Source organism: Bacillus sp. 16GRE42 (assembly GCF_019837435.1).
Lineage (GTDB): Bacteria > Bacillota > Bacilli > Bacillales > Bacillaceae_G > Bacillus_A > Bacillus_A wiedmannii.
The window spans coordinates 190,198-210,839 of sequence record NZ_JADAXF010000006.1 but is presented as its reverse complement, the minus strand read 5'-3'; the positions used below and the strand labels follow the sequence as shown (position 1 = coordinate 210,839).

At 34.1% G+C, this 20,642-nt stretch carries 13 protein-coding genes and 10 tRNA genes; 22 read left to right on the top strand and 1 reads right to left on the bottom strand.

What is annotated here, in order from left to right; translation table 11 throughout:
* The first annotated feature begins 6 nt into the window (after nucleotides 1–6).
* The 9 genes from ILS93_RS25245 (at nucleotide 7) to ILS93_RS25205 (ending at nucleotide 840) form a co-directional block, all read left to right on the top strand.
* A tRNA-Phe gene (locus ILS93_RS25245) sits at nucleotides 7–82 on the top strand.
* 18 nt (nucleotides 83–100) lie between these two features.
* Nucleotides 101–176, top strand: a tRNA-Thr gene (locus ILS93_RS25240).
* A gap of 10 nt (nucleotides 177–186) precedes the next feature.
* Nucleotides 187–270, top strand: a tRNA-Tyr gene (locus ILS93_RS25235).
* A gap of 7 nt (nucleotides 271–277) precedes the next feature.
* Nucleotides 278–351 (top strand) — tRNA-Trp (locus tag ILS93_RS25230).
* Nucleotides 352–370: 19 nt separating this feature from the next.
* A tRNA-His gene (locus ILS93_RS25225) sits at nucleotides 371–446 on the top strand.
* Nucleotides 447–509: 63 nt separating this feature from the next.
* Nucleotides 510–584, top strand: a tRNA-Gln gene (locus ILS93_RS25220).
* A 5-nt stretch (nucleotides 585–589) separates the two neighbouring features.
* A tRNA-Gly gene (locus ILS93_RS25215) sits at nucleotides 590–664 on the top strand.
* 14 nt (nucleotides 665–678) lie between these two features.
* Nucleotides 679–749, top strand: a tRNA-Cys gene (locus ILS93_RS25210).
* 9 nt (nucleotides 750–758) lie between these two features.
* Nucleotides 759–840 (top strand) — tRNA-Leu (locus ILS93_RS25205).
* Between the two features lie 212 nt (nucleotides 841–1,052).
* Here ILS93_RS25205 and ILS93_RS25200 read toward each other — a convergent pair.
* On the bottom strand, nucleotides 1,053–1,373 hold the full coding sequence (locus tag ILS93_RS25200) for a DUF3884 family protein (protein ID WP_064477163.1): 321 nt from the start codon (nucleotides 1,371–1,373) through the stop codon (nucleotides 1,053–1,055).
* A gap of 348 nt (nucleotides 1,374–1,721) precedes the next feature.
* Here ILS93_RS25200 and ILS93_RS25195 point away from each other — a divergent pair, with 348 nt between their 5' ends.
* From ILS93_RS25195 to colA, 13 genes are all read left to right on the top strand, one after another.
* The gene (locus ILS93_RS25195) at nucleotides 1,722–2,441 is read left to right on the top strand and encodes a YebC/PmpR family DNA-binding transcriptional regulator (RefSeq protein WP_000532975.1); all 720 of its coding nucleotides are present in this window, start codon (nucleotides 1,722–1,724) and stop codon (nucleotides 2,439–2,441) included.
* A 146-nt stretch (nucleotides 2,442–2,587) separates the two neighbouring features.
* Nucleotides 2,588–3,049: an NUDIX hydrolase gene (locus ILS93_RS25190; protein ID WP_064477162.1), complete on the top strand. Its 462-nt coding sequence runs from the start codon at nucleotides 2,588–2,590 to the stop codon at nucleotides 3,047–3,049.
* A 427-nt stretch (nucleotides 3,050–3,476) separates the two neighbouring features.
* Nucleotides 3,477–4,253 carry a transglycosylase domain-containing protein gene (locus ILS93_RS25185; protein WP_000664702.1) on the top strand — a complete coding sequence of 259 codons (777 nt, stop codon included), beginning with the start codon at nucleotides 3,477–3,479 and terminating at the stop codon, nucleotides 4,251–4,253.
* 188 nt (nucleotides 4,254–4,441) lie between these two features.
* Entirely contained in the window at nucleotides 4,442–5,092 is a 651-nt protein-coding gene (locus tag ILS93_RS25180; protein WP_064477161.1) for a DsbA family protein, read from the top strand.
* Nucleotides 5,093–5,206: 114 nt separating this feature from the next.
* Nucleotides 5,207–5,280: transfer RNA gene (locus ILS93_RS25175), tRNA-Gly, on the top strand.
* 199 nt (nucleotides 5,281–5,479) lie between these two features.
* Nucleotides 5,480–6,622: a tRNA epoxyqueuosine(34) reductase QueG gene (gene queG / locus ILS93_RS25170; RefSeq protein ID WP_064477160.1), complete on the top strand. Its 1,143-nt coding sequence runs from the start codon at nucleotides 5,480–5,482 to the stop codon at nucleotides 6,620–6,622.
* A 44-nt stretch (nucleotides 6,623–6,666) separates the two neighbouring features.
* A complete protein-coding gene (locus tag ILS93_RS25165) occupies nucleotides 6,667–7,554 on the top strand; it encodes an amidase domain-containing protein (protein WP_064477159.1) in 888 nt (295 codons plus the stop codon).
* Nucleotides 7,555–7,612: 58 nt separating this feature from the next.
* Complete coding sequence (gene trmL, locus ILS93_RS25160; protein ID WP_000538149.1) at nucleotides 7,613–8,101, top strand: tRNA (uridine(34)/cytosine(34)/5-carboxymethylaminomethyluridine(34)-2'-O)-methyltransferase TrmL; 489 nt, start codon at nucleotides 7,613–7,615, stop codon at nucleotides 8,099–8,101.
* 127 nt (nucleotides 8,102–8,228) lie between these two features.
* Complete coding sequence (locus ILS93_RS25155) at nucleotides 8,229–10,298, top strand: sensor domain-containing protein (protein WP_098103511.1); 2,070 nt, start codon at nucleotides 8,229–8,231, stop codon at nucleotides 10,296–10,298.
* Nucleotides 10,299–10,690: 392 nt separating this feature from the next.
* Nucleotides 10,691–12,586 carry a PrkA family serine protein kinase gene (locus ILS93_RS25150; RefSeq protein WP_000353275.1) on the top strand — a complete coding sequence of 632 codons (1,896 nt, stop codon included), beginning with the start codon at nucleotides 10,691–10,693 and terminating at the stop codon, nucleotides 12,584–12,586.
* Between the two features lie 446 nt (nucleotides 12,587–13,032).
* Nucleotides 13,033–14,208 (top strand): sporulation protein YhbH, encoded by a 1,176-nt coding sequence (yhbH, locus tag ILS93_RS25145; protein WP_064477157.1) that lies wholly within the window; start codon nucleotides 13,033–13,035, stop codon nucleotides 14,206–14,208.
* Nucleotides 14,209–14,337: 129 nt separating this feature from the next.
* Nucleotides 14,338–17,220, top strand: coding sequence for a leucine-rich repeat domain-containing protein (locus ILS93_RS25140; RefSeq protein ID WP_222661579.1), 2,883 nt, complete (start codon nucleotides 14,338–14,340; stop codon nucleotides 17,218–17,220).
* A 304-nt stretch (nucleotides 17,221–17,524) separates the two neighbouring features.
* Entirely contained in the window at nucleotides 17,525–20,422 is a 2,898-nt protein-coding gene (gene colA / locus ILS93_RS25135) for a collagenase ColA (RefSeq protein WP_078183458.1), read from the top strand.
* Nucleotides 20,423–20,642: the final 220 nt, after the last annotated feature.

Below are 20,642 nucleotides of genomic sequence, written 5' to 3'. Positions count from 1 at the left end.
TAATAAGGCTCGGTAGCTCAGTCGGTAGAGCAGAGGACTGAAAATCCTCGTGTCGGCGGTTCGATTCCGTCCCGAGCCACCATTTATCTTAATAATATACGCCGGCTTAGCTCAATTGGTAGAGCAACTGACTTGTAATCAGTAGGTTGGGGGTTCAAGTCCTCTAGCCGGCACCATGTAAGTTTCGGAGGGGTAGCGAAGTGGCTAAACGCGGCGGACTGTAAATCCGCTCCTTCGGGTTCGGCAGTTCGAATCTGCCCCCCTCCACCATTTACATAGGGGCATAGTTTAAAGGTAGAACTGAGGTCTCCAAAACCTCCAGTGTGGGTTCGATTCCTACTGCCCCTGCCAAATATATTTACACAACATGGCGGTTGTGGCGAAGTGGTTAACGCACCGGATTGTGGCTCCGGCATTCGTGGGTTCGATTCCCATCAGTCGCCCCATTTTTATTTTTAAAATTACAAATAATTTAATTGATACTTACATATAATTAAGTAAGAATTCGATGGGCTATAGCCAAGCGGTAAGGCAACGGACTTTGACTCCGTCATGCGCTGGTTCGAATCCAGCTAGCCCAGCCATTTTTGCGGAAGTAGTTCAGTGGTAGAATACAACCTTGCCAAGGTTGGGGTCGCGGGTTCGAATCCCGTCTTCCGCTCCAATAAAATTTAACATGGCGGCATAGCCAAGTGGTAAGGCAGAGGTCTGCAAAACCTTTACCACCGGTTCAAATCCGGTTGCCGCCTTTCTTTTGTGCCGATGTGGCGGAATTGGCAGACGCGCACGACTCAAAATCGTGTTCCTTCGGGAGTGTCGGTTCGACCCCGACCATCGGTATCATGAACGGCGAAAAAAACTCTATACAATTAGTATAGAGTTTTTTTGTATTTTCTTTTCATTATATGACAAAATAAGTACAAAAAGTGTACGGTGAGTAGACTGCGAAACATTAAAAGGATAAAAACAAACATTCATTTTTATCCTTTTAATTGTGATATTCTATAAAATTCCAGCAAAATATTGTATATACAATATTCCCTTCGAGCACTCTAGAGAGAATTTCTCCACCCGGGTGACATGAAGTTAAATCCGACAGCACCAGTAGATATTAGTACATTATCAACGGTTAAGTTTGTAATTTCTAAAAACCTCTTTTTAAACTCTTCTTTGTTGTACTTGTACATAGTTGAGTGGCACGCCCACATGTGCGTTGAAGTACTCAACCAATCTCCTAATTCCTTTAATTCAGGAAATGATTCAAATTGAATTGGTTCATCTAATTTCATGAATCTCACTTGATAGATAGTTGGGTTTAGCTTTTCTCCTATCCCTTTAAGACCATGTGCTTTTTTCTCATTTGAATGTGTCATAATTACTCTCCCCTATGTTTTCTTCAAATTTTTTCCTATTTTAATTATACAGCAATAGAAAGTAATTAAGGAAATATTATGGGAATCGGTGATGTAAAAAGACTCTAACAGAAATGTTAGAGTCTTTTTTGTTAAATTATGTTACCTGATTCTAAAATTCGTAATAAACGTAGGAATTCATGTATAATATAACTTGCGGATAGAACAAAATGATAGTAATTTATATTATGTCTGTAATATGAATCAAAAATGAACTTTTTATATTTCTTTTAAAAATGTGTTGAATACACGTTATATTTTATATTAATATTTTTATGTAGATTTAAAACGGGAAAGAGAGTGGAAAGTATGGGTCGTAAATGGAATAATATTAAAGAAAAAAAAGCATCAAAAGATGCAAATACAAGCCGTATATACGCGAAATTTGGACGTGAGATTTATGTGGCAGCAAAACAAGGCGAGCCAGATCCAGAATCAAACCAAGCGCTTAGAGTTGTATTAGAACGTGCGAAAACATACAACGTACCAAGAACAATTATTGATCGTGCAGTTGAAAAGGCAAAAGGCGGTTCAGAAGAAAATTATGACGAGCTTCGTTATGAAGGATTCGGACCAAACGGATCTATGGTAATTGTAGATACACTTACAAATAACGTAAACCGTACTGCAGCAGATGTACGAGCTGCATTCAGCAAAAACAGTGGTAACATGGGTGTAAACGGTTCTGTAGCTTACATGTTTGATGCGACAGCTGTTATCGGTCTTGAAGGTAAAACATCAGATGAAGTTCTTGAAATTTTAATGGAAGCAGATGTTGATGCACGTGACATTCTAGAAGAAGAAGATTCTGTTATCGTGTATGCTGAACCTGATCAATTCCATTCCGTACAATCTGCACTTAAAGATGCTGGTGTTGAAGAATTCACAGTTGCAGAATTAACAATGCTTGCACAAAGTGATGTAGAACTTCCTGAAGATGCTCAAGTACAATTTGAAAAAATGGTTGATGCATTAGAAGATTTAGAAGATGTGCAACAAGTTTACCACAACGTAGACTTAGGAGAATAATACGATAGAAGCCCTGCCCGTTTAACGGATAGGGGCTTTTTTTATGAAGTTAATTAAGTTGATGAATTAGTAAAGGTATTTTGTTGTAGACAGGGAATATGCTTATAGGGATATATGAAATAATCATTATTTCTAGGAGGTTTAATATGGAACATAAAACACCAAAGCATATTGTTGCTGTAGCAGGTTATTTAACAAATGAAAAAGATGAAGTGTTATTAGCTAAAGTACATTGGCGATCGGATACGTGGGAGTTGCCAGGAGGACAGGTGGAAGAAGGAGAAGCGCTCGATCAAGCAGTTTGTAGGGAAATGTTTGAGGAAACGGGTTTAACGGTGAAGCCTATTGGAATTACAGGGGTTTATTATAATGCCTCTATGCATATTTTGGCTGTTGTTTTTAAAGTGGCATATGTGAGCGGTGAAATAAAAATTCAACCTGAAGAAATACAAGAGGCTAAATTTGTTGCTTTAAATGAAGAGAACATAGATGAGTATATAACGCGTCCTCATATGAAATCCAGAACGCTTGATGCGATGAGAGCAACACATTGTATTCCGTACGAAACGTGGGAAGTGCAGCCGTATAATTTAATAGGTAGATTGTAAAGAAAAGAGTAGCTGGTTTGAGATACAATCAAATCACTACTCTTTTTTGTATACTGTTTAAGAAAAAGGTCAAAATAATAATAGTGCTAGTGTTGATTTTTAGAACGTTTGTTCTGTATAATGTATGATATATTGTATACATTTAGATTACTAGATACTTACAAATATATATATTTGTAGATGATATAATGAAAATAGGGTGTTTTAATAGGAGAGTATAGGCTTAAGGTATACTCTGCTATTGGTTTAGCATAATCTATATTCAATATTTCAGATGAATAGTAGATAAAAAAAGACTGTGATACAATACTTTTTTATACCTTACAATGATGTAAGGTATGTGTAAGAGAAATCGATGGGATGTTTTTTTACAACAAGGTATTCTTAAAGTAAGAGTTATATGCTGTGTGGAAAAGAGGTGTTCAAGATGAAAGAACGAGTATTATCTAGGGTGAACTATCATCAAAAAGTTGCATTAAATCCAATGACTAAATTCTTTTATAAAGCCATTATTTTATTATTATTGTTAAGTTGTACATTATTATTCGTTGGAAATGTAATGATCGAGCAAAGTGATATTAGTAAATTACATGTACCGGCTAAGTTAGAGGTGCCCGAATCATTAACACATGCATTTATTGCGACAGAAGATAAAAGGTTTTATCATCATAACGGTTTAGATTATATAGCGATTGTCAGAGCGTCTGTTGAGAATATAAAGGCTGGTGGTGTTGTGCAAGGCGGAAGCACAATTACACAGCAGTTATCCAAAAATGCTTTTTTAACGAATGAACGTACATTTTCTCGTAAGTGGAAAGAGATTTTCTATACGAAAAAAATTGAACGTACATTTACGAAGGATGAAATTTTAAAATTGTATGTAAGTAATATTTATTACGGAGAAGGAGCATGGGGAATTGAAAAAGCGGCAAACCTTTACTTCGGTAAAAAGGTGGACCAATTAACGCTGGCTGAAAGTGCAATGATGGCTGCTGTAGTAAAAGCACCTGCTTATTACTCACCTGCACAAAATTATGATAAGGCCGTAGAGAGACGAAATGTCGTTTTGAGATTGATGGAGAAGGAAGGCTATATCAATCATGATGAGTATGTGCAAGCAGTTAGTGAGAAATTAGTAATTCGTCATGATATAAAAACAGAGCAGTCGATGTTAAATAATGCACGTGAAAAAGCAGTAAGCTAAGTGAAGTTCCTACATAGGAGCTTCTTTTTTTTGAATAAATTGTGACAAATCGTGACACAATATCGTCACAATTATTGTATTTTTGTAATTTATGTGAGCGTGTTCATTGCGTGACGTATATAAGTGTTGATATTATGTGTAGTGTGTACAATGCTGTATACAGAATATGAATTTAAAGAGGAATGTATATGAAATCAAATAAACTCATGGCTCTTGGTGTAGTTTTTTCTATCGCAGTATTGATTGTAATCGGAACAATTGCGTATAGCATCATAAATGACAAAAAAGATAAAGGGAATGAGATGTTTGCTTATTCCACACAACAATCTTTAGGGAAAGATGATGCACCAGTTAAGGTAGTTGAATTTGGAGACTTCAAATGTCCTGCGTGTCGTACTTGGGATGTAACAGTATTACCACGATTAAAAGAAGAGTATATTGATAAAGGTAAAGTGCAGTTATATTTTATTAACTTCCCGTTCATCGGAAAAGACTCTGATTTAGGCGCAGCAGCTGGTGAGGCAATTTATAAACAAGATCAAGATTCATTCTGGACTTTCTATGATGAGATTTATCAAAGTCAAAAGAAAGATACGGAAGAATGGATTACAGAAGAATTACTTCTTAACATTGTGAAAGAGAAGCTTCCGAAAGTTGATGTAGAACAATTTAAGAAAGATTTACACAGTAAAGAAATAAAAGAAAAAGTACGTAAAGATTCAGATCGTGCTCAAAAATTAAAAGTTCAAGGTGCTCCTTCAGTATACATAAACGGAAATCTTGCAAACCCTGATTTCGATAGTATGAAGAAGGCGATTGATAAAGAATTGAAAAAGTGATGAGCTACTCATCACTTTTTCGACTTTTTTCGATAAAATTCTTGCTTCCGTTTTTTTTACATGCTATACTACCTTACATAAGTTATTCTAATATCTTATATTTATTTCATATTTGCGGGTGTAGTTTAGTGGTAAAACAAGAGCCTTCCAAGCTCTGGTCGAGAGTTCGATTCTCTTCACCCGCTCCAAATTTTATTAAATGTTTTTCTATAAATTGTTATCAACGCAGTGTTTCGTTTCTAAGATAAACGAGGCATTGCGTTTTTTAATGTTTGAAAAGCATAATTGTATGCGAAAATAAAAGTAAAGAATAGTATTCCAAAAGTGAATTGCTAACCAATATAGTCGTTACATAAGAGATGGATTCATCTGAGGAGGCGATTAAGAATGGATTTTGAACAATTAAAGCAAGATGTCATTGCGTATAGTAAAACAATTGGTATAGATAAAATAGGCTTTGCTAGTGCTTCACCATTTGAGGAATTAAAGCAGAGGTTAATCCAGCAACAACAATTAAATTATCAATCGGGATTTGAAGAGTCTGATATAGAAAAAAGAACGAACCCACAGCTTCTACTACCTGGTGCAAAATCAATTATTGCGATTGCATTAGCGTATCCTTCAAAATTAAAAAATGCACCATTAAGTAAGCGTGGAGAACGCCGGGGGATTTTTTGTCGTGCCTCTTGGGGACAAGATTATCATCTTGTTTTACGAGATCGTTTGCAAAAATTAGAAGCATACTTAATCGAAAAACTTCCCGAGATAGAAGTTAAGTCAATGGTTGATACGGGTGAATTAAGTGATCGAGCTGTTTCGGAGCGTGCCGGCATTGGATGGAGCGGTAAGAATTGCGCTATTATTACACCTGAATTTGGTTCGTATGTATATTTAGGAGAAATCATTACAAACGTTCCGTTCCCACCAGACCAGCCAATAGAAGATCAATGTGGAAGTTGTACAAAATGTATTGATATTTGTCCTACAGGTGCTTTAATACAAGGAGGACAGTTAGACTCGAAGAAATGTATTGCATTTTTAACACAGACGAAAGGGTTCCTACCGGAAGAATATCGCGAAAAAATAGGTAATCGTATTTATGGATGTGATACGTGTCAGACTGTTTGTCCGAAAAATAAAGGAATGGATTTTCATAACCACCCTGAGATGGAACCAGATCCTGAGTTAGTTAAGCCCTTATTAACACCACTTTTAACAATTAGTAATCGTGATTTTAAAGAGAAATATGGAATTATGTCTGGTTCATGGAGAGGTAAAAAGCCGTTGCAACGAAATGCAATTTTGGCACTTGCGCATTTTAAAGAGGCATCAGCAATTCCTGATTTAATTGGTGTTATGAAAGACGATCCAAGACCGGTACTTCGCGGAACAGCAGCATGGGCACTTGGGAAAATTGGTGGAGATGGCGTGGGCGAAGCTATTGAAAAAGCGATGCAACGTGAGAAAGATGAAGAGGTTCTTCATGAAATGAATCGCGGCCTTGAATTGTTAGCTCAGAAAAAAGAGTAGATAATATCTCCCTTTTTCATATTGTAATATGGGAGGGAGACGAAATGGTTGTAAAAATAAATATTGAAAAGCAAGTACAACAATTTTTAGCATATGTAACAGAGAAACGAACAAATGTAGATGGTATTGCTGAAGATTTATTACAAGTAGCACAGAGAAAGAAACAATTGTTTCAAAAGCGTAATGCAGAGATAGTGAAAGCAACTGCGGATGTTTCTTTCATGAGACAATTAAATAATAGCAATCATCAAGAAATTGATTATCAAATACATTTTAAATATTTAATTAAGCATAAAGAATTATTTTATATCGAAGAGGAACAACTAAAACGAAGAGTTTGTTTAAATAATAGCCGGGTAATAGGTGATTATGCTATTGAAGTGCCAGAAGCAGTTGGAATGAGTGAGACGTTAGAAAGGGAAGTTACAAAAGAGAAGTACGGTTCCTATCAGTACAACCGTTTAGAGGCAGTTAAATATGCAGAGCGTTGGTGGGATGATCGAAATCCTGTATATCGTAATTTCCCTGATAATTGTACGAATTTTATTTCTCAATGTCTTCATACTGGAGAAGTACCAATGAATGGATATCCTAATATTCGTAAAGGATGGTGGCAAAGGGAGAATCAGTGGAGTTGGAGCTGGGCTGTCGCACACTCTTTTTATTGGTATTTGTCAGGTGCTACAACTGGGCTTCGAGCAGAAGCAGTAGAAAGACCAGAGGACCTTATTCTTGGTGATGTCATTGCTTATGATTTCGAGGATGATGGTAGGTGGAATCATACGACGATTGTAGTAGCCAAAGACGCAGATGGTATGCCACTTGTGAATGCACATTCAGCAAATAGCCGTCGGCGTTATTGGAACTATGAAGATTCTAGTAAATATACACCACAAATGAAATATAAATTCTTTCACATTATTAATGGGTAGAGATTTTTCGCTCAAGTGGTATAATACGTAGTAGACAAAAAACAGAGGTGAATATCGCGTGGGAGTACATGTTGTTTTATATCAACCAGAAATTCCAGCAAATACAGGGAATATTGCTCGTACTTGTGCAGCAACTGGAACAGAATTACATTTGATTAGACCGCTTGGATTTTCAACGGATGATAAAATGTTAAAGCGTGCAGGATTAGATTATTGGCAGCACGTGAAAGTTACGTATTATGATTCAATTGAAGAATTTTATGAGAAAAATAAAGACGGTGAATTCTTCTATTTAACAAAGTATGGCGAGAAAGCTCATACAGCGTTTGATTATAGCAAACGTGAGAAGGATTACTATTTTGTATTTGGAAGAGAAACAAACGGCTTACCAGCTAATGTAATCGAAGAAAATTTCGATCATTGTTTACGTATTCCAATGACTGATAAAGTGCGCTCATTAAATTTATCTAATACAGCAGCTATTTTAATTTATGAAGCATTCCGTCAACAAAATTATCCGGGATTAGATTTAGAAATTGTTTATTAAAAGTCGCCATATGGCGACTTTTTTTCTAAAAATAAAAATAATATGTAATCATACATTTAAAAAAGGGTACATATTCATATAGAATGGGATATATGAATAAAAATAGATTAGACGGGTTGAGATAAATATGAAGGAACAATATAATAATCAAAATACCTTTTTAAGTATGATAGATATGGATTTAATAAGAAGAGGACTATTACATGCTATTCAAGATTTAGTATTTATTGTGAAAGTTATGGATGAGGAAACCTTTAAATATATTTATGTAAATAAGATAGGTATGGATTATGCGAAGCTAAGCGAAGAATGTTATGGAAAAACGTTTGCTGAAGTATTATCAGAAGATACGGCGGAAATATTACAAGTGCAATATGCAAAAGTAGCGAGCGAAGCGAAAGCACATACCTTTTGTGATGTAGTTAGTTTACCAAAGGGTGAGTTACATTATGAATCTTCACTTAATCCTGTATTCGACGAAGAAGGAGTATGTCAGTTTATTATTTGTATTACGAGGGATATCACAGCTCAGATTGAGGAAAAGGCAGAGATAGAGGAAAAACAAATGTTGTTTAAGTCGTTATTAGAATATAATAATGACTCCATTATATCTATGGATTCTATAGGTAGAATTACATATGCAAATCCAGCAACGTATGAAATATTTGGATATCGATATGAAGAATTACATAATAAATTTATTTTTGAATTTATTAATAAAGAATATGAAAAAGATTTTCAAATTATATTTAAAGGAGCCCTGCAAGGAAGGGCAAAACAAATTGTTTCAAAGAAATATGTTCATAAAGAAGGGTACGAGCTCTATATTTCTTTGAGAACTATTCCGATTATTGTGAACGCCGAAATTGTTGGGGTATATATTGTTACGAGGGATGTTACAAGACAAGTATTGAATGAAATGCGAACAGAATATTTAGCTTATTATGACCAATTAACGGGATTAATGAATAGAATTTCATGTGCAAATAAGTTAAATGTTTTTTTTAATGATAATACAGAGTTTGCGCTTGTTTTTATAGATTTAGATGAATTTCACCTTATTAATGATACTTTTGGTCATAAAGAAGGAGATAAAGTATTACAAAAAGTTACAGAATGTTTAAGCAGTTTTCAAATAGACGGTATGCACTTATTTAGAGAACACGATGATCAATTTGTTATGTTAATAGAAAATATAACGAAAGAACGTGTAGAGATAGTTGCAAAAAGAATACTAAAAAAGATTAGTGAACATTTTGTAATCGAAGAAGAGGACGTCTATTTAAGTGCGTCAATCGGAATTGTAATGGCTCCAACAGATGGAGAGGATGAAAAAATATTATTCCAAAGAGTTGATGCTGCTTTGGAAAAAGCAAAAGAAAAAGGAAAAGGGCATTATCAGTTTTATTGCAGTGGATTAGATTGTGAGCGTGAACAAAGATTTATAATAGAAAACCAATTGCATCGGGCTATAGAAAAAAATGAATTCTGCTTGTATTATCAGCCACAAATGAATATTGAAACGAAAAAAATAGCGAGTATGGAAGCTTTAATAAGGTGGGAGAATAAAGAATTGGGATTTGTCTCTCCCAATCAATTTATTCCGCTAGCAGAAAGAACAGGATTTATTATTAAGCTTGATGAATGGGTAGTAAATGAAGTGTGTCGGCAAATAAGTGAATGGTTAAATAAAGGATATGAAGTTGTCCCGATTGCAGTTAATATTTCAGCCAGGCACTTTCGCTCGATTACATTAATAGAGATGATTACACGGGCTTTACATAAGTACAATGTACCAGCTCATCTATTAGCGATAGAGGTTACAGAAGGGGCCCTTATGCATAAAGACATATCAAAAAGAGTATTGCTACAATTAAAAGAACAAAATTTAAAGATTCATTTAGATGATTTTGGGACGGGATATTCATCTTTAAGTTATTTAAAAACGTATCCAATTGATACGTTGAAAATCGATCGTTCTTTTATGGAAGGTATACATGTGGATGAACGTGATACGAATATTACAGCTGCAATTATTCATTTGGCTCATACTTTGGAATTGAATGTAATTGCAGAAGGTGTAGAAAAAGCGGAACAAATACAATTTTTGAAGGAAAAGAATGTGAAGTTTGTGCAAGGTTATTATTATAGCCGACCTTTATCAAAATATGATGTGGAAAATGTGTATTATAAATGATTGATAAAAAAAGTGATGTGCTAAGAAGCACATCACTTTTTATGTGTACCGGGTTTATCATTGTAACCAGATGTGAAAATAGCTGTAAGAAATGTGAGTGATACACCTAAAATTAATAATAATTTCATACTAATATCCCTCCTATTTTTCAGTTTACGAATCTTAAATATGAATCAAAATGTATGTAAGGTTCTTGGAAGAAAAGAATTTATTTAAAATGAATAGAGGTGTAAAAACTTTAATACCTATATTATACAGAATTTTCTTTGAATTTTGGAGAGAATTTTATAGCAATACTGTATATTTCATTTTGATTTAAAGAATGTTTAAGGACATCCTAGCATACCTTTTATAATAATCCGATTGAACAAGGAGATGGGGGAGGAGCTATAATGGATATTCTAAAAAAGATTGAACAGCATCGAGCAGCAGAAGAACGGTTACAATGGGAAGGTACGTTTGCGGAGTATTTGGAGCTTGTGAAGGAAAGACCATGGGTGGCTCAAACAGCACACTCTCGCATTTACAATATGATAAAAGATGCTGGAATCGAAGAAGTAGATGGTAGAAGAAAGTATAACTTCTTTAGTAATCAGCTATTTGGATTAGAGGATGCTTTAGAACGTCTTGTGGAGGAATATTTTCATCCATCTGCAAAACGATTAGATGTTAGAAAACGTATTTTATTATTAATGGGTCCTGTTAGTGGAGGGAAATCAACATTAGTTACGATGTTGAAACGAGGATTAGAAACATATTCACGAACAGATCGAGGAGCAATTTTTGCAATTAAAGGCTGCCCAATGCATGAAGATCCACTTCATTTAATTCCGCATCATTTACGGGATGATTTCTTTGGTGAGTATGGAGTTAGAATTGAAGGGAATTTATCGCCACTAAACGTAATGCGTCTAGAGCAAGAATATGGTTCAAGAATTGAGGATGTAGTTGTAGAGCGTATTTTCTTCTCGGAAGATCGCCGTACAGGGATTGGTACATTTAGCCCGTCTGATCCTAAATCACAAGATATCGCCGATTTAACAGGTAGTCTGGACTTTTCAACAATCGCAGAATATGGTTCAGAATCAGATCCACGAGCGTATCGCTTCGATGGAGAATTGAATAAGGCAAACCGTGGGATGATGGAATTCCAAGAGATGCTAAAATGCGACGAGAAGTTTTTATGGCATTTATTATCGCTTACGCAAGAAGGGAATTTCAAAGCGGGAAGATTTGCGCTTATTTCAGCAGATGAATTAATTGTAGCGCATACGAATGAAACGGAGTATCGTTCCTTCATAGCAAACAAGAAAAATGAAGCATTGCACTCAAGAATTATTGTAATGCCAGTTCCATACAATTTACGAGTTAGTGAAGAAGAACATATTTATGAAAAAATGATTCGTGAAAGTGATGTATCCAATGTGCATATTGCACCGCACACACTTCGCGTTGCAGCAATGTTTACGATTTTAACGCGTTTAAAAGATCCGAAGCGTCCGGATATTGATTTAATTAAAAAGATGCGTTTATATGATGGAGAAACGGTAGAAGGTTATAATGCGATTGATGTAGAGGAGCTGCAACGTGAATATCAAGATGAAGGTATGAGAGGTATTGATCCTCGTTATGTTATTAATCGAATTTCCTCTACAATTATTCGAAAAGAGGTACCATCTATTAACGCATTAGATGTACTTAGATCGCTCAAAGACGGGTTGGATCAGCATCCGTCAATTAGTAATGAAGATCGAGAGCGTTATATGAATTTCATCTCATTAGCGAGAAAAGAATATGATGAAATTGCGAAGAAAGAAGTACAAAAAGCATTCGTGTATTCATATGAAGAATCAGCGAAGACACTTATGGATAATTACTTAGATAACGTTGAAGCATATTGCAATAAATCGAAATTACGTGATCCATTAACAGGTGAAGAAATGAGTCCAGATGAAAAGCTAATGCGCTCAATTGAAGAGCAAATTGGAATTTCAGAAAATGCTAAGAAAGCATTCCGTGAAGAAATTTTAATTCGCATTTCTGCTTATGCGCGTAAAGGAAAACGCTTTGATTATAATTCACATGAACGTCTTCGTGAAGCGATTCAGAAAAAACTATTTGCTGATTTAAAAGATATAGTGAAAATTACAACATCAACGAAAACGCCAGACGAAAATCAGCTTAAGAAAATCAATGATGTTGTTGCACGCTTAATTGATGAGCACGGCTATAATTCCTCATCTGCGAATGAATTATTACGCTATGTAGGTAGTCTGCTAAACCGATAGTTTGATAACAAAACGCTGTCTCTTGTATTTTGCGGGACAGCGTTTTATTATCCATTTATATGTGTAAAGTGTCATACCTTGTCCAAATGTAATAAATTAAGATGCAATTTCATGAATTTATTGTCAATTATTTTTACAATATGCATATGATAGAGTAACCAACCATTCATACGAAAAAAGCCAACACAATACAATATGTTGCAAAGTGTAAATGTGTGCAACTATGCATTGTGTTTCTTTCTTATCAACGGCTGAATATTTCTTTCTAGTATGTGAGTGGCAAAATTTTGTTTAGGATGCTCGGAGTATTATATGAAAAACGTTATATATGTTTATGGGATGAATTTCGATGGGCAGTTATCTTTCATTCTAGCTTGCACAGTATAAAACAAAATTTCTAGCTTACTGTTCATAGGGGAAGACAATTACAGTAAGGAGGGAAAGAAATGGGTGAAGAAAACCAACCAAATTATACGATTTCACAGGAAAACTGGTCCCTCCATCGCAAAGGATATGACGACCAACAACGCCATCAAGAAAAAGTACAAGAGGCAATTAAGAATAATTTACCCGATCTTGTAACAGAAGAAAGCATAGTTATGTCTAATGGTAAGGATGTTGTAAAAATACCGATTCGTTCTTTAGATGAATATAAGATTAGGTACAATTATGATAAAAACAAACACGTTGGGCAAGGAAATGGTGACAGCAAAGTTGGTGATGTCGTTGCGAGAGATGGATCAGGTGGTCAAAAGCAAAAAGGACCAGGAAAAGGGCAAGGAGCAGGGGATACGGCTGGAGAAGATTATTATGAAGCTGAAGTCTCTATTCTAGAATTAGAGCAAGCGTTTTTCAAAGAATTAGAGCTGCCTAATTTAAAGAGAAAAGAAATAGATGAAAACCGGATTGAACATGTTGAATTTAATGACATTAGAAAGACTGGATTATGGGGAAATATCGATAAGAAACGAACGATGATATCCGCATATAAACGAAATGCGATGCGTGGTAAAGCCTCTTTTCATCCGATTCACCAAGAAGATTTAAAGTTCCGTACTTGGAATGAAGTATTAAAGCCAGATTCAAAAGCTGTTGTATTAGCGATGATGGATACGAGTGGATCGATGGGAATATGGGAGAAATATATGGCACGTAGCTTCTTTTTCTGGATGACAAGATTTCTACGAACGAAGTATGAAACGGTAGATATTGAGTTTATTGCTCATCATACGGAGGCGAAAGTCGTTACAGAGGAAGAGTTTTTCTCAAAAGGAGAAAGTGGCGGAACGATCTGTTCTTCTGTATACAAAAAAGCACTCGAGCTAATTGATAATAAATACTCACCAGACCGCTATAATATTTATCCATTCCATTTTTCAGACGGTGATAATTTAACATCAGATAATGCTAGATGTGTAAAACTTGTTGAAGAGTTAATGAAGAAGTGTAATATGTTTGGATATGGGGAAGTGAACCAGTACAACCGCCATAGTACCCTCATGTCAGCCTATAAAAATATTAAAGATGAGAATTTTAGATATTATATTTTAAAGCAAAAAGCAGACGTATTCCATGCGATGAAGAGCTTTTTTAAAGAAGAATCCGGAGAAAAAATGGCATAACCCCCTTAAAAAGGGGTTATTTTTTTGTTAACTTTTTATTTTTTTAGTTGACAATGATAATGAAAATCATTATCATTTATTCGAGATATGATTACATTTAGATTTATATATTTCGGAGGAGATGTAAAGTTGAAAAAAAATAAAAGAAAACATATAAATGCGATGTTAGTGGCGGCAGCTTTAGCGCTACCGTTTGCTGCGTATTCAACACCTGCTTTAGCAGCGGTAGCAATTGAGGCTAATAAAAAGGGATATGCTTTAGAAGATGGTACATATGATGCTGTTATGAAAGCATATAAAGATAAAACGAATGAGGAGTCTATGGCAACTGTTTATATAAAGAATCCTAAATTAACGATTGAGAATGGAAAGAAAATTGTAACGGCAACGTTAAGTGATAGTGATTTCTTCAAATACTTTAAAACAGAAGATATTCATACTCCTGGTGTGTTTCATGATGTAAAAGTAATATCAGAAGATAAAAAGAAAAATGGAACGAAAGTGATTCAGTTTGAAGTAGGAGAATTAGGAAAAAGATATAATATGCAAATGCATATTTATATTCCGACAATGGCCTATGATAATAAATATCAAGTGCAGTTTGAAGTAAATGCTTTAAATTTAGAAAATAATGTTCCAGAAAAGCAAAAAGAAAATAAAGAGGATAAAGTGGATCAACAAGATGAAAATGCAAATGTAATAGTTGATAAGAAATTACAACAGCATATTAATAAATATAATTTAGAGAGAAAAAATATAAATGAACCTATAACGAAGGAAGATTTATTACAAATTAAAATATTATCCATATACTCAGGTGAGGGGATAAATGAAATAGCTGGTTTAGAATATATGACAAACTTAGAGAAGTTGACATTAAGAGAGTCTAATGTAACAGACATATCTGTTATCTCGGGATTGAGACATTTGAAATATTTAGATTTATCCTCTAATCCAATTGAAAGTATTCAACCCGTTTCTAAGCTAGAGAATCTTGACATGCTCTTTTTAAGAGATAACAAAATTGCAGATCTTACACCGTTAAGTCAAATGAAAAAGATTAAAATATTAGATTTAATTGGTAATAATATAAAGGATCTTACACCATTATTTACAGTGTTATCGTTAGAAGAAGTATACTTAGCAAATAATCAAATTAGTAATCTTTCGGGTATTGAGAAGTTAAAGAATGTGAAACTACTATGGATAGGAAATAATAAAATTAGTGATGTTGAGCCTATTAGTAAAATGAGTAATCTTATTGAACTAGAAATTGCTGATAGTGAAATAAAAGATATATCATCATTATCTAAATTAGTAAAAATACAAGTATTGAATTTAGAAGAGAATTATATCTCTGATATATCGCCACTGAGTAATTTAACAAATTTACATGAGGTAAATCTTGGAGCGAATGAAATTTCTGACATAAAGTCTGTTGAGGAATTGGGTAAGCGAACTTCAATAGATATTCAAAGACAAAAAATCTTTTTAGATGAAGCAAGCGTAGATGAAGAAATAAAAATTCCAGTATACAATTTTAAAGGAGAGCCACTTCAAAATATTAAATTGAAAAATGAAGGGGCTACGCTGAGTAACGGATTTATAAAATGGAATAGTCCTGGAGAAAAAATATATGAATTTAAACTAGATACGAATCCTGCTGAAAGTAAAATAAGGTTTAATGGGATGGTCGTACAGAATATAGTTGAAAAACAAAAAGAAAGTGAAAATTTGATTCTTGATAAAACTTTACAACAACATATTAATAAAGAGAATTTAGGTAGAGAGAATTTAAACACTCCTATCACAAAAGAAGATTTATTACAGATTAAAAAATTAGAGATACTTAAAGAAAAAGAAAAAGAGATAAAAGATATAACCGGTTTAGAGTACATGACGAACTTAGAAAACCTCACTTTAGAAGGAGTAGGCCTGAAAAATATTGAGTTCATCTCAAACTTGAAACAATTGAACGATGTAAATGTATCTTATAATCAAATTGAAGATGTAACACCGTTATCTTCATTGAAAAATTTACAATGGTTAAATCTTACAGATAATCGTATTAAAGATGTAACGGTTCTTGGCTCAATGTTAGACTTACTTAGTTTAAAATTAGCTGAAAATGAGATTCGTGATGTAAGGCCGTTAATACAATTAGGTCAGTGGGGAACAATTGATGTTAGAAGGCAAAAGGTCATTTTGGATGCTGCAGAAATAAATAAAGAAGTGACAATTCCTGTATATAATTTAGAAGGAGAGCCAATTGAAAAGATTACACTAAAGAGTGAAGGTGGAACGCTTACTGATGAGGGAATCATTTGGAATACTTTAGGAGAAAAAATATATGAATTTGATTTAGATGCAGATCATTATGAGACTGGCATATTATATAGTGGCATTGTCATGCAGAATATAGTAGAAAAATTAATACCGAAAGAAGAAGTAAAAGAACCAACGAAAGAAGTTGAAGAAGCGAAAGAAGAAGTAAAAGAACCAACGAAAGAAGTTGAAGAAGCGAAAGAAGAAGTAAAAGAACCAACAAAAGAAGTTGAAGAAACAAAAGAAGAAGTGAAAGAACCGGTAAAAGAAGTTGAAGAAACAAAAGAAGAAGTGAAAGAACCGGTAAAAGAAGTTGAAGAAACAAAAGAAGAAGTGAAAGAACCGGTAAAAGAAGTTGAAGAAACAAAAGAAGAAGTGAAAGAGCCGGTAAAAGAAGTTGAAGAAACAAAAGAAGAAGTAAAAGAGCCAACGAAAGAAGCTGAAGAAGTAAAAGAATCAGCAACAGGATTGGATCAAGAGCCAAAAGAGAATAATCAAGTTGTTGAAAAAGAGGGAAGAAAAGCAGACACATTAAATAAACAACATACTAATAAGTCAGAGGAAGGCAAGAAATCTTTACCATCAACAGGCGGTGAAGCTAGCACATCGACTTTACTTTCTGGAATAACACTTGTTCTTTCCACCCTAAGTATGTTCGTATTTAGAAAGAGATTATTTAAGAAATAAATAACGTTTAATCTTATTATTAGATATAACTAATTTTTGCTTTTTCGAGAGGACATTATCATGGCAGTTTCATTAGAAACATGTATATGATGATGTCTTTTTTTATGAGAGAAGGATATTGCTGGGCATTTCTAAGTGTATTAGAAATGGAAGAAAGCAGATTATTGGCGGGAGATAAAGGTTGATTTGTTCACGATATATACAAATTGTAGGAAGAAATAATATGAAATATTGCATTTTATATTGTTGTATCTAGATTTTATGTTAAATTCTTCAAGGGAATATATAAATAGGGGGCAATGATATGAACAAGAAATCAAAGATTAATAAAGTGATGCTTAGTATTAGTACAATGGCGCTATCATTAGGAGCAATTCAAACGAATGTATCAGCAGAAGAAAAGGTACCATATAATGTATTGCATTCGAAACCAGTTGGAATAGAAAAACCAGTAGATGAGATTGGACATGTTTCTAAAGCAGAGGAAACATTATCGTTTCAAGAACGTTTAAAAGTAGGAGACTTTTCACAGCGACCAGCGTCTAGTATGAAGAGCTCAGAAGTAAAGCAAATGAAAGAAAGCTATTCAATGGCTGATTTAAACAAAATGAATAATCAAGAATTAGTTGAAACGATAGGAAGTATTAAATGGAATCAAATTACAGACTTATTCCAGTTCAATGAAGATGCAAAGGCCTTTTATAAAGACAAAGGGAAAATGCAAGCAGTTATAGATGAATTAGCTCATAGAGGTAGTACATTTACGAAAGATGATTCAAAAGGAATTCAAACGTTTACGGAAGTGTTACGTTCAGCTTTTTACCTCGCATTTTACAATAATGAATTAAGCGATTTAAATGAGAGAAGCTTCCAGGATAAATGTTTACCTGCTTTAAAAGCAATTGCAACCAATCCAAACTTTAAGCTTGGTACATATGAGCAAGATGCAGTCGTATCTGCATACGGTAAATTAATTAGTAATGCTTCAAGTGATGTGGAAACGGTTCAATACGCATCGAATATTTTAAAACAATACAATGATAATCTTCATACTTATGCAGACGATCGTATGAAAGGACAAGCTGTATACGATATGATGCAAGGTATTGATTATGATATGCAATCTTATTTATTTGAAACTCGTAAAGAGGCAAAAGATACAATGTGGTACGGGAAAATAGATGGATTTATTAGTGAAATAAATCGTATTGCTCTTTTAAATGAAGTAACACCAGAAAATAAGTGGCTCGTTAATAATGGAATTTATTTTGCTAGTCGTTTAGGGAAGTTTCATAGTAATCCAAATAAAGGTTTAGAGGTTGTTACACAAGCAATGCATATGTATCCGCGTTTAAGTGAGCCGTATTTTGTTGCAGTAGAACAAATTACAACAAATTATAACGGAAAAGATTATAGCGGTAATACGGTAGATTTAGAGACGATACGTAAAGAAGGAAAAGAACAGTACTTACCAAAAACGTATACATTCGACGATGGATCTATCGTATTTAAAACAGGAGATAAAGTATCAGAAGAAAAAATTAAGAGACTATACTGGGCTGCAAAGGAAGTAAAAGCACAGTATCATCGTGTAATTGGGAATGACAAAGCATTAGAGCCAGGTAATGCAGACGACGTATTAACGATAGTAATCTATAATACTCCAGACGAATATCAGTTAAACAGACAACTGTATGGATATGAAACAAACAACGGTGGCATTTATATAGAAGAAACAGGTACATTCTTTACATATGAGCGTACGCCAGAACAAAGTATTTATAGTTTAGAAGAGTTATTCCGTCATGAGTTTACTCATTATCTTCAAGGTAGATTTGAAGTGCCAGGTTTATTTGGAAGAGGAGATATGTATCAAAATGAGAGATTAACTTGGTTCCAAGAAGGAAATGCAGAATTTTTCGCAGGATCTACTCGTACAAATAATGTAGTACCGAGAAAGAGCATCATTAGTGGATTATCATCTGATCCTGCAAGCCGTTATACAGCAGAGCGCACATTATTTGCTAAATATGGTTCTTGGGATTTCTATAATTACTCGTTCGCATTGCAATCTTATTTATATACACATCAATTTGAAACATTTGATAAAATTCAAGATTTAATTCGTGCAAATGACGTGAAAAATTATGATGCCTATCGTGAGAATTTAAGTAAAGATTCTAAACTAAATAAAGAGTATCAAGAGTATATGCAACAGCTAATTGATAATCAAGATAAATATAATGTACCGGAAGTAGCAGATGATTATTTAGCTGAACATGCACCAAAATCGTTAACAGCAGTAGAGAAAGAAATTAGTGATACGTTGCCGATGAAAGAGGCAAAAATGACAAAACATAGCTCCCAATTCTTTAATACATTTACATTAGAAGGCACATTTACAGGTAGTGTAACAAAAGGTGAATCAGAAGACTGGAACGAAATGAGTAAACGAGTAAATGAAGCACTAGAACAACTGGCGCAAAAAGAATGGAGTGGCTACAAAACTGTTACAGCATACTTCGTCAATTATCGTGTGAATAGTTCAAATGAATTTGAATATGATGTAGTCTTCCACGGTATCGCAAAAGATGATGGAGAAAATAAAGCTCCAACGGTTAATATAAATGGACCTTATAATGGGCTTGTAAAAGAAGGAATTCAATTTAAAAGTGATGGCTCAAATGATGAAGATGGAAAAATTGTTTCTTATTTATGGGAATTTGGAGATGGCAGCACAAGTGCAGAAGTTAATCCAATACATGCATATGAAAGAGAAGGAATTTATAAAGTAGCGTTAAGAGTAAAAGATGATAAAGGTAAAGAGAGCAGAAACGAAACCACTGTTACGATTAAAGATGGAAGTTTAACAGAATTAGAACCAAATAATCGTCCAGAGGAAGCGAATCGTATTGGGCTAAACACTACTATAAAAGGTAGCCTTATCGGCGGAGATCACACCGATGTTTATACATTTAATGTAGCATCAACGAAAAATATCGATATTTCCGTTTTAAATGAGTATGGAATTGGGATGACATGGGTGCTTCACCATGAATCAGATATGCAAAATTATGCCGCTTACGGTCAAGCTAATGGAAATCATATAGAGGCAAAATTTAATGCAAAACCAGGTAAGTATTATTTGTATGTATATAAATATGATAATGGCGATGGAACGTACTCATTATCACTAAAATAAACGCTTTTCCAATGTATGTTTAACTTTACTTTTTGTGGAAAATAGTATATTATATAGATATATAATATATCGGTTATTTACTAGGAGGAGCCTGTCACAATAGGTTTCTCCTGTTCTTTTTTAGGGGCCTGTCTTACAGGCTTTTCTTTAAAGGGTAAATAACTGAAAATTAAGAACTATAATCTTTGAAAGAGGTGGGGCATACACATAACAAAAAAAG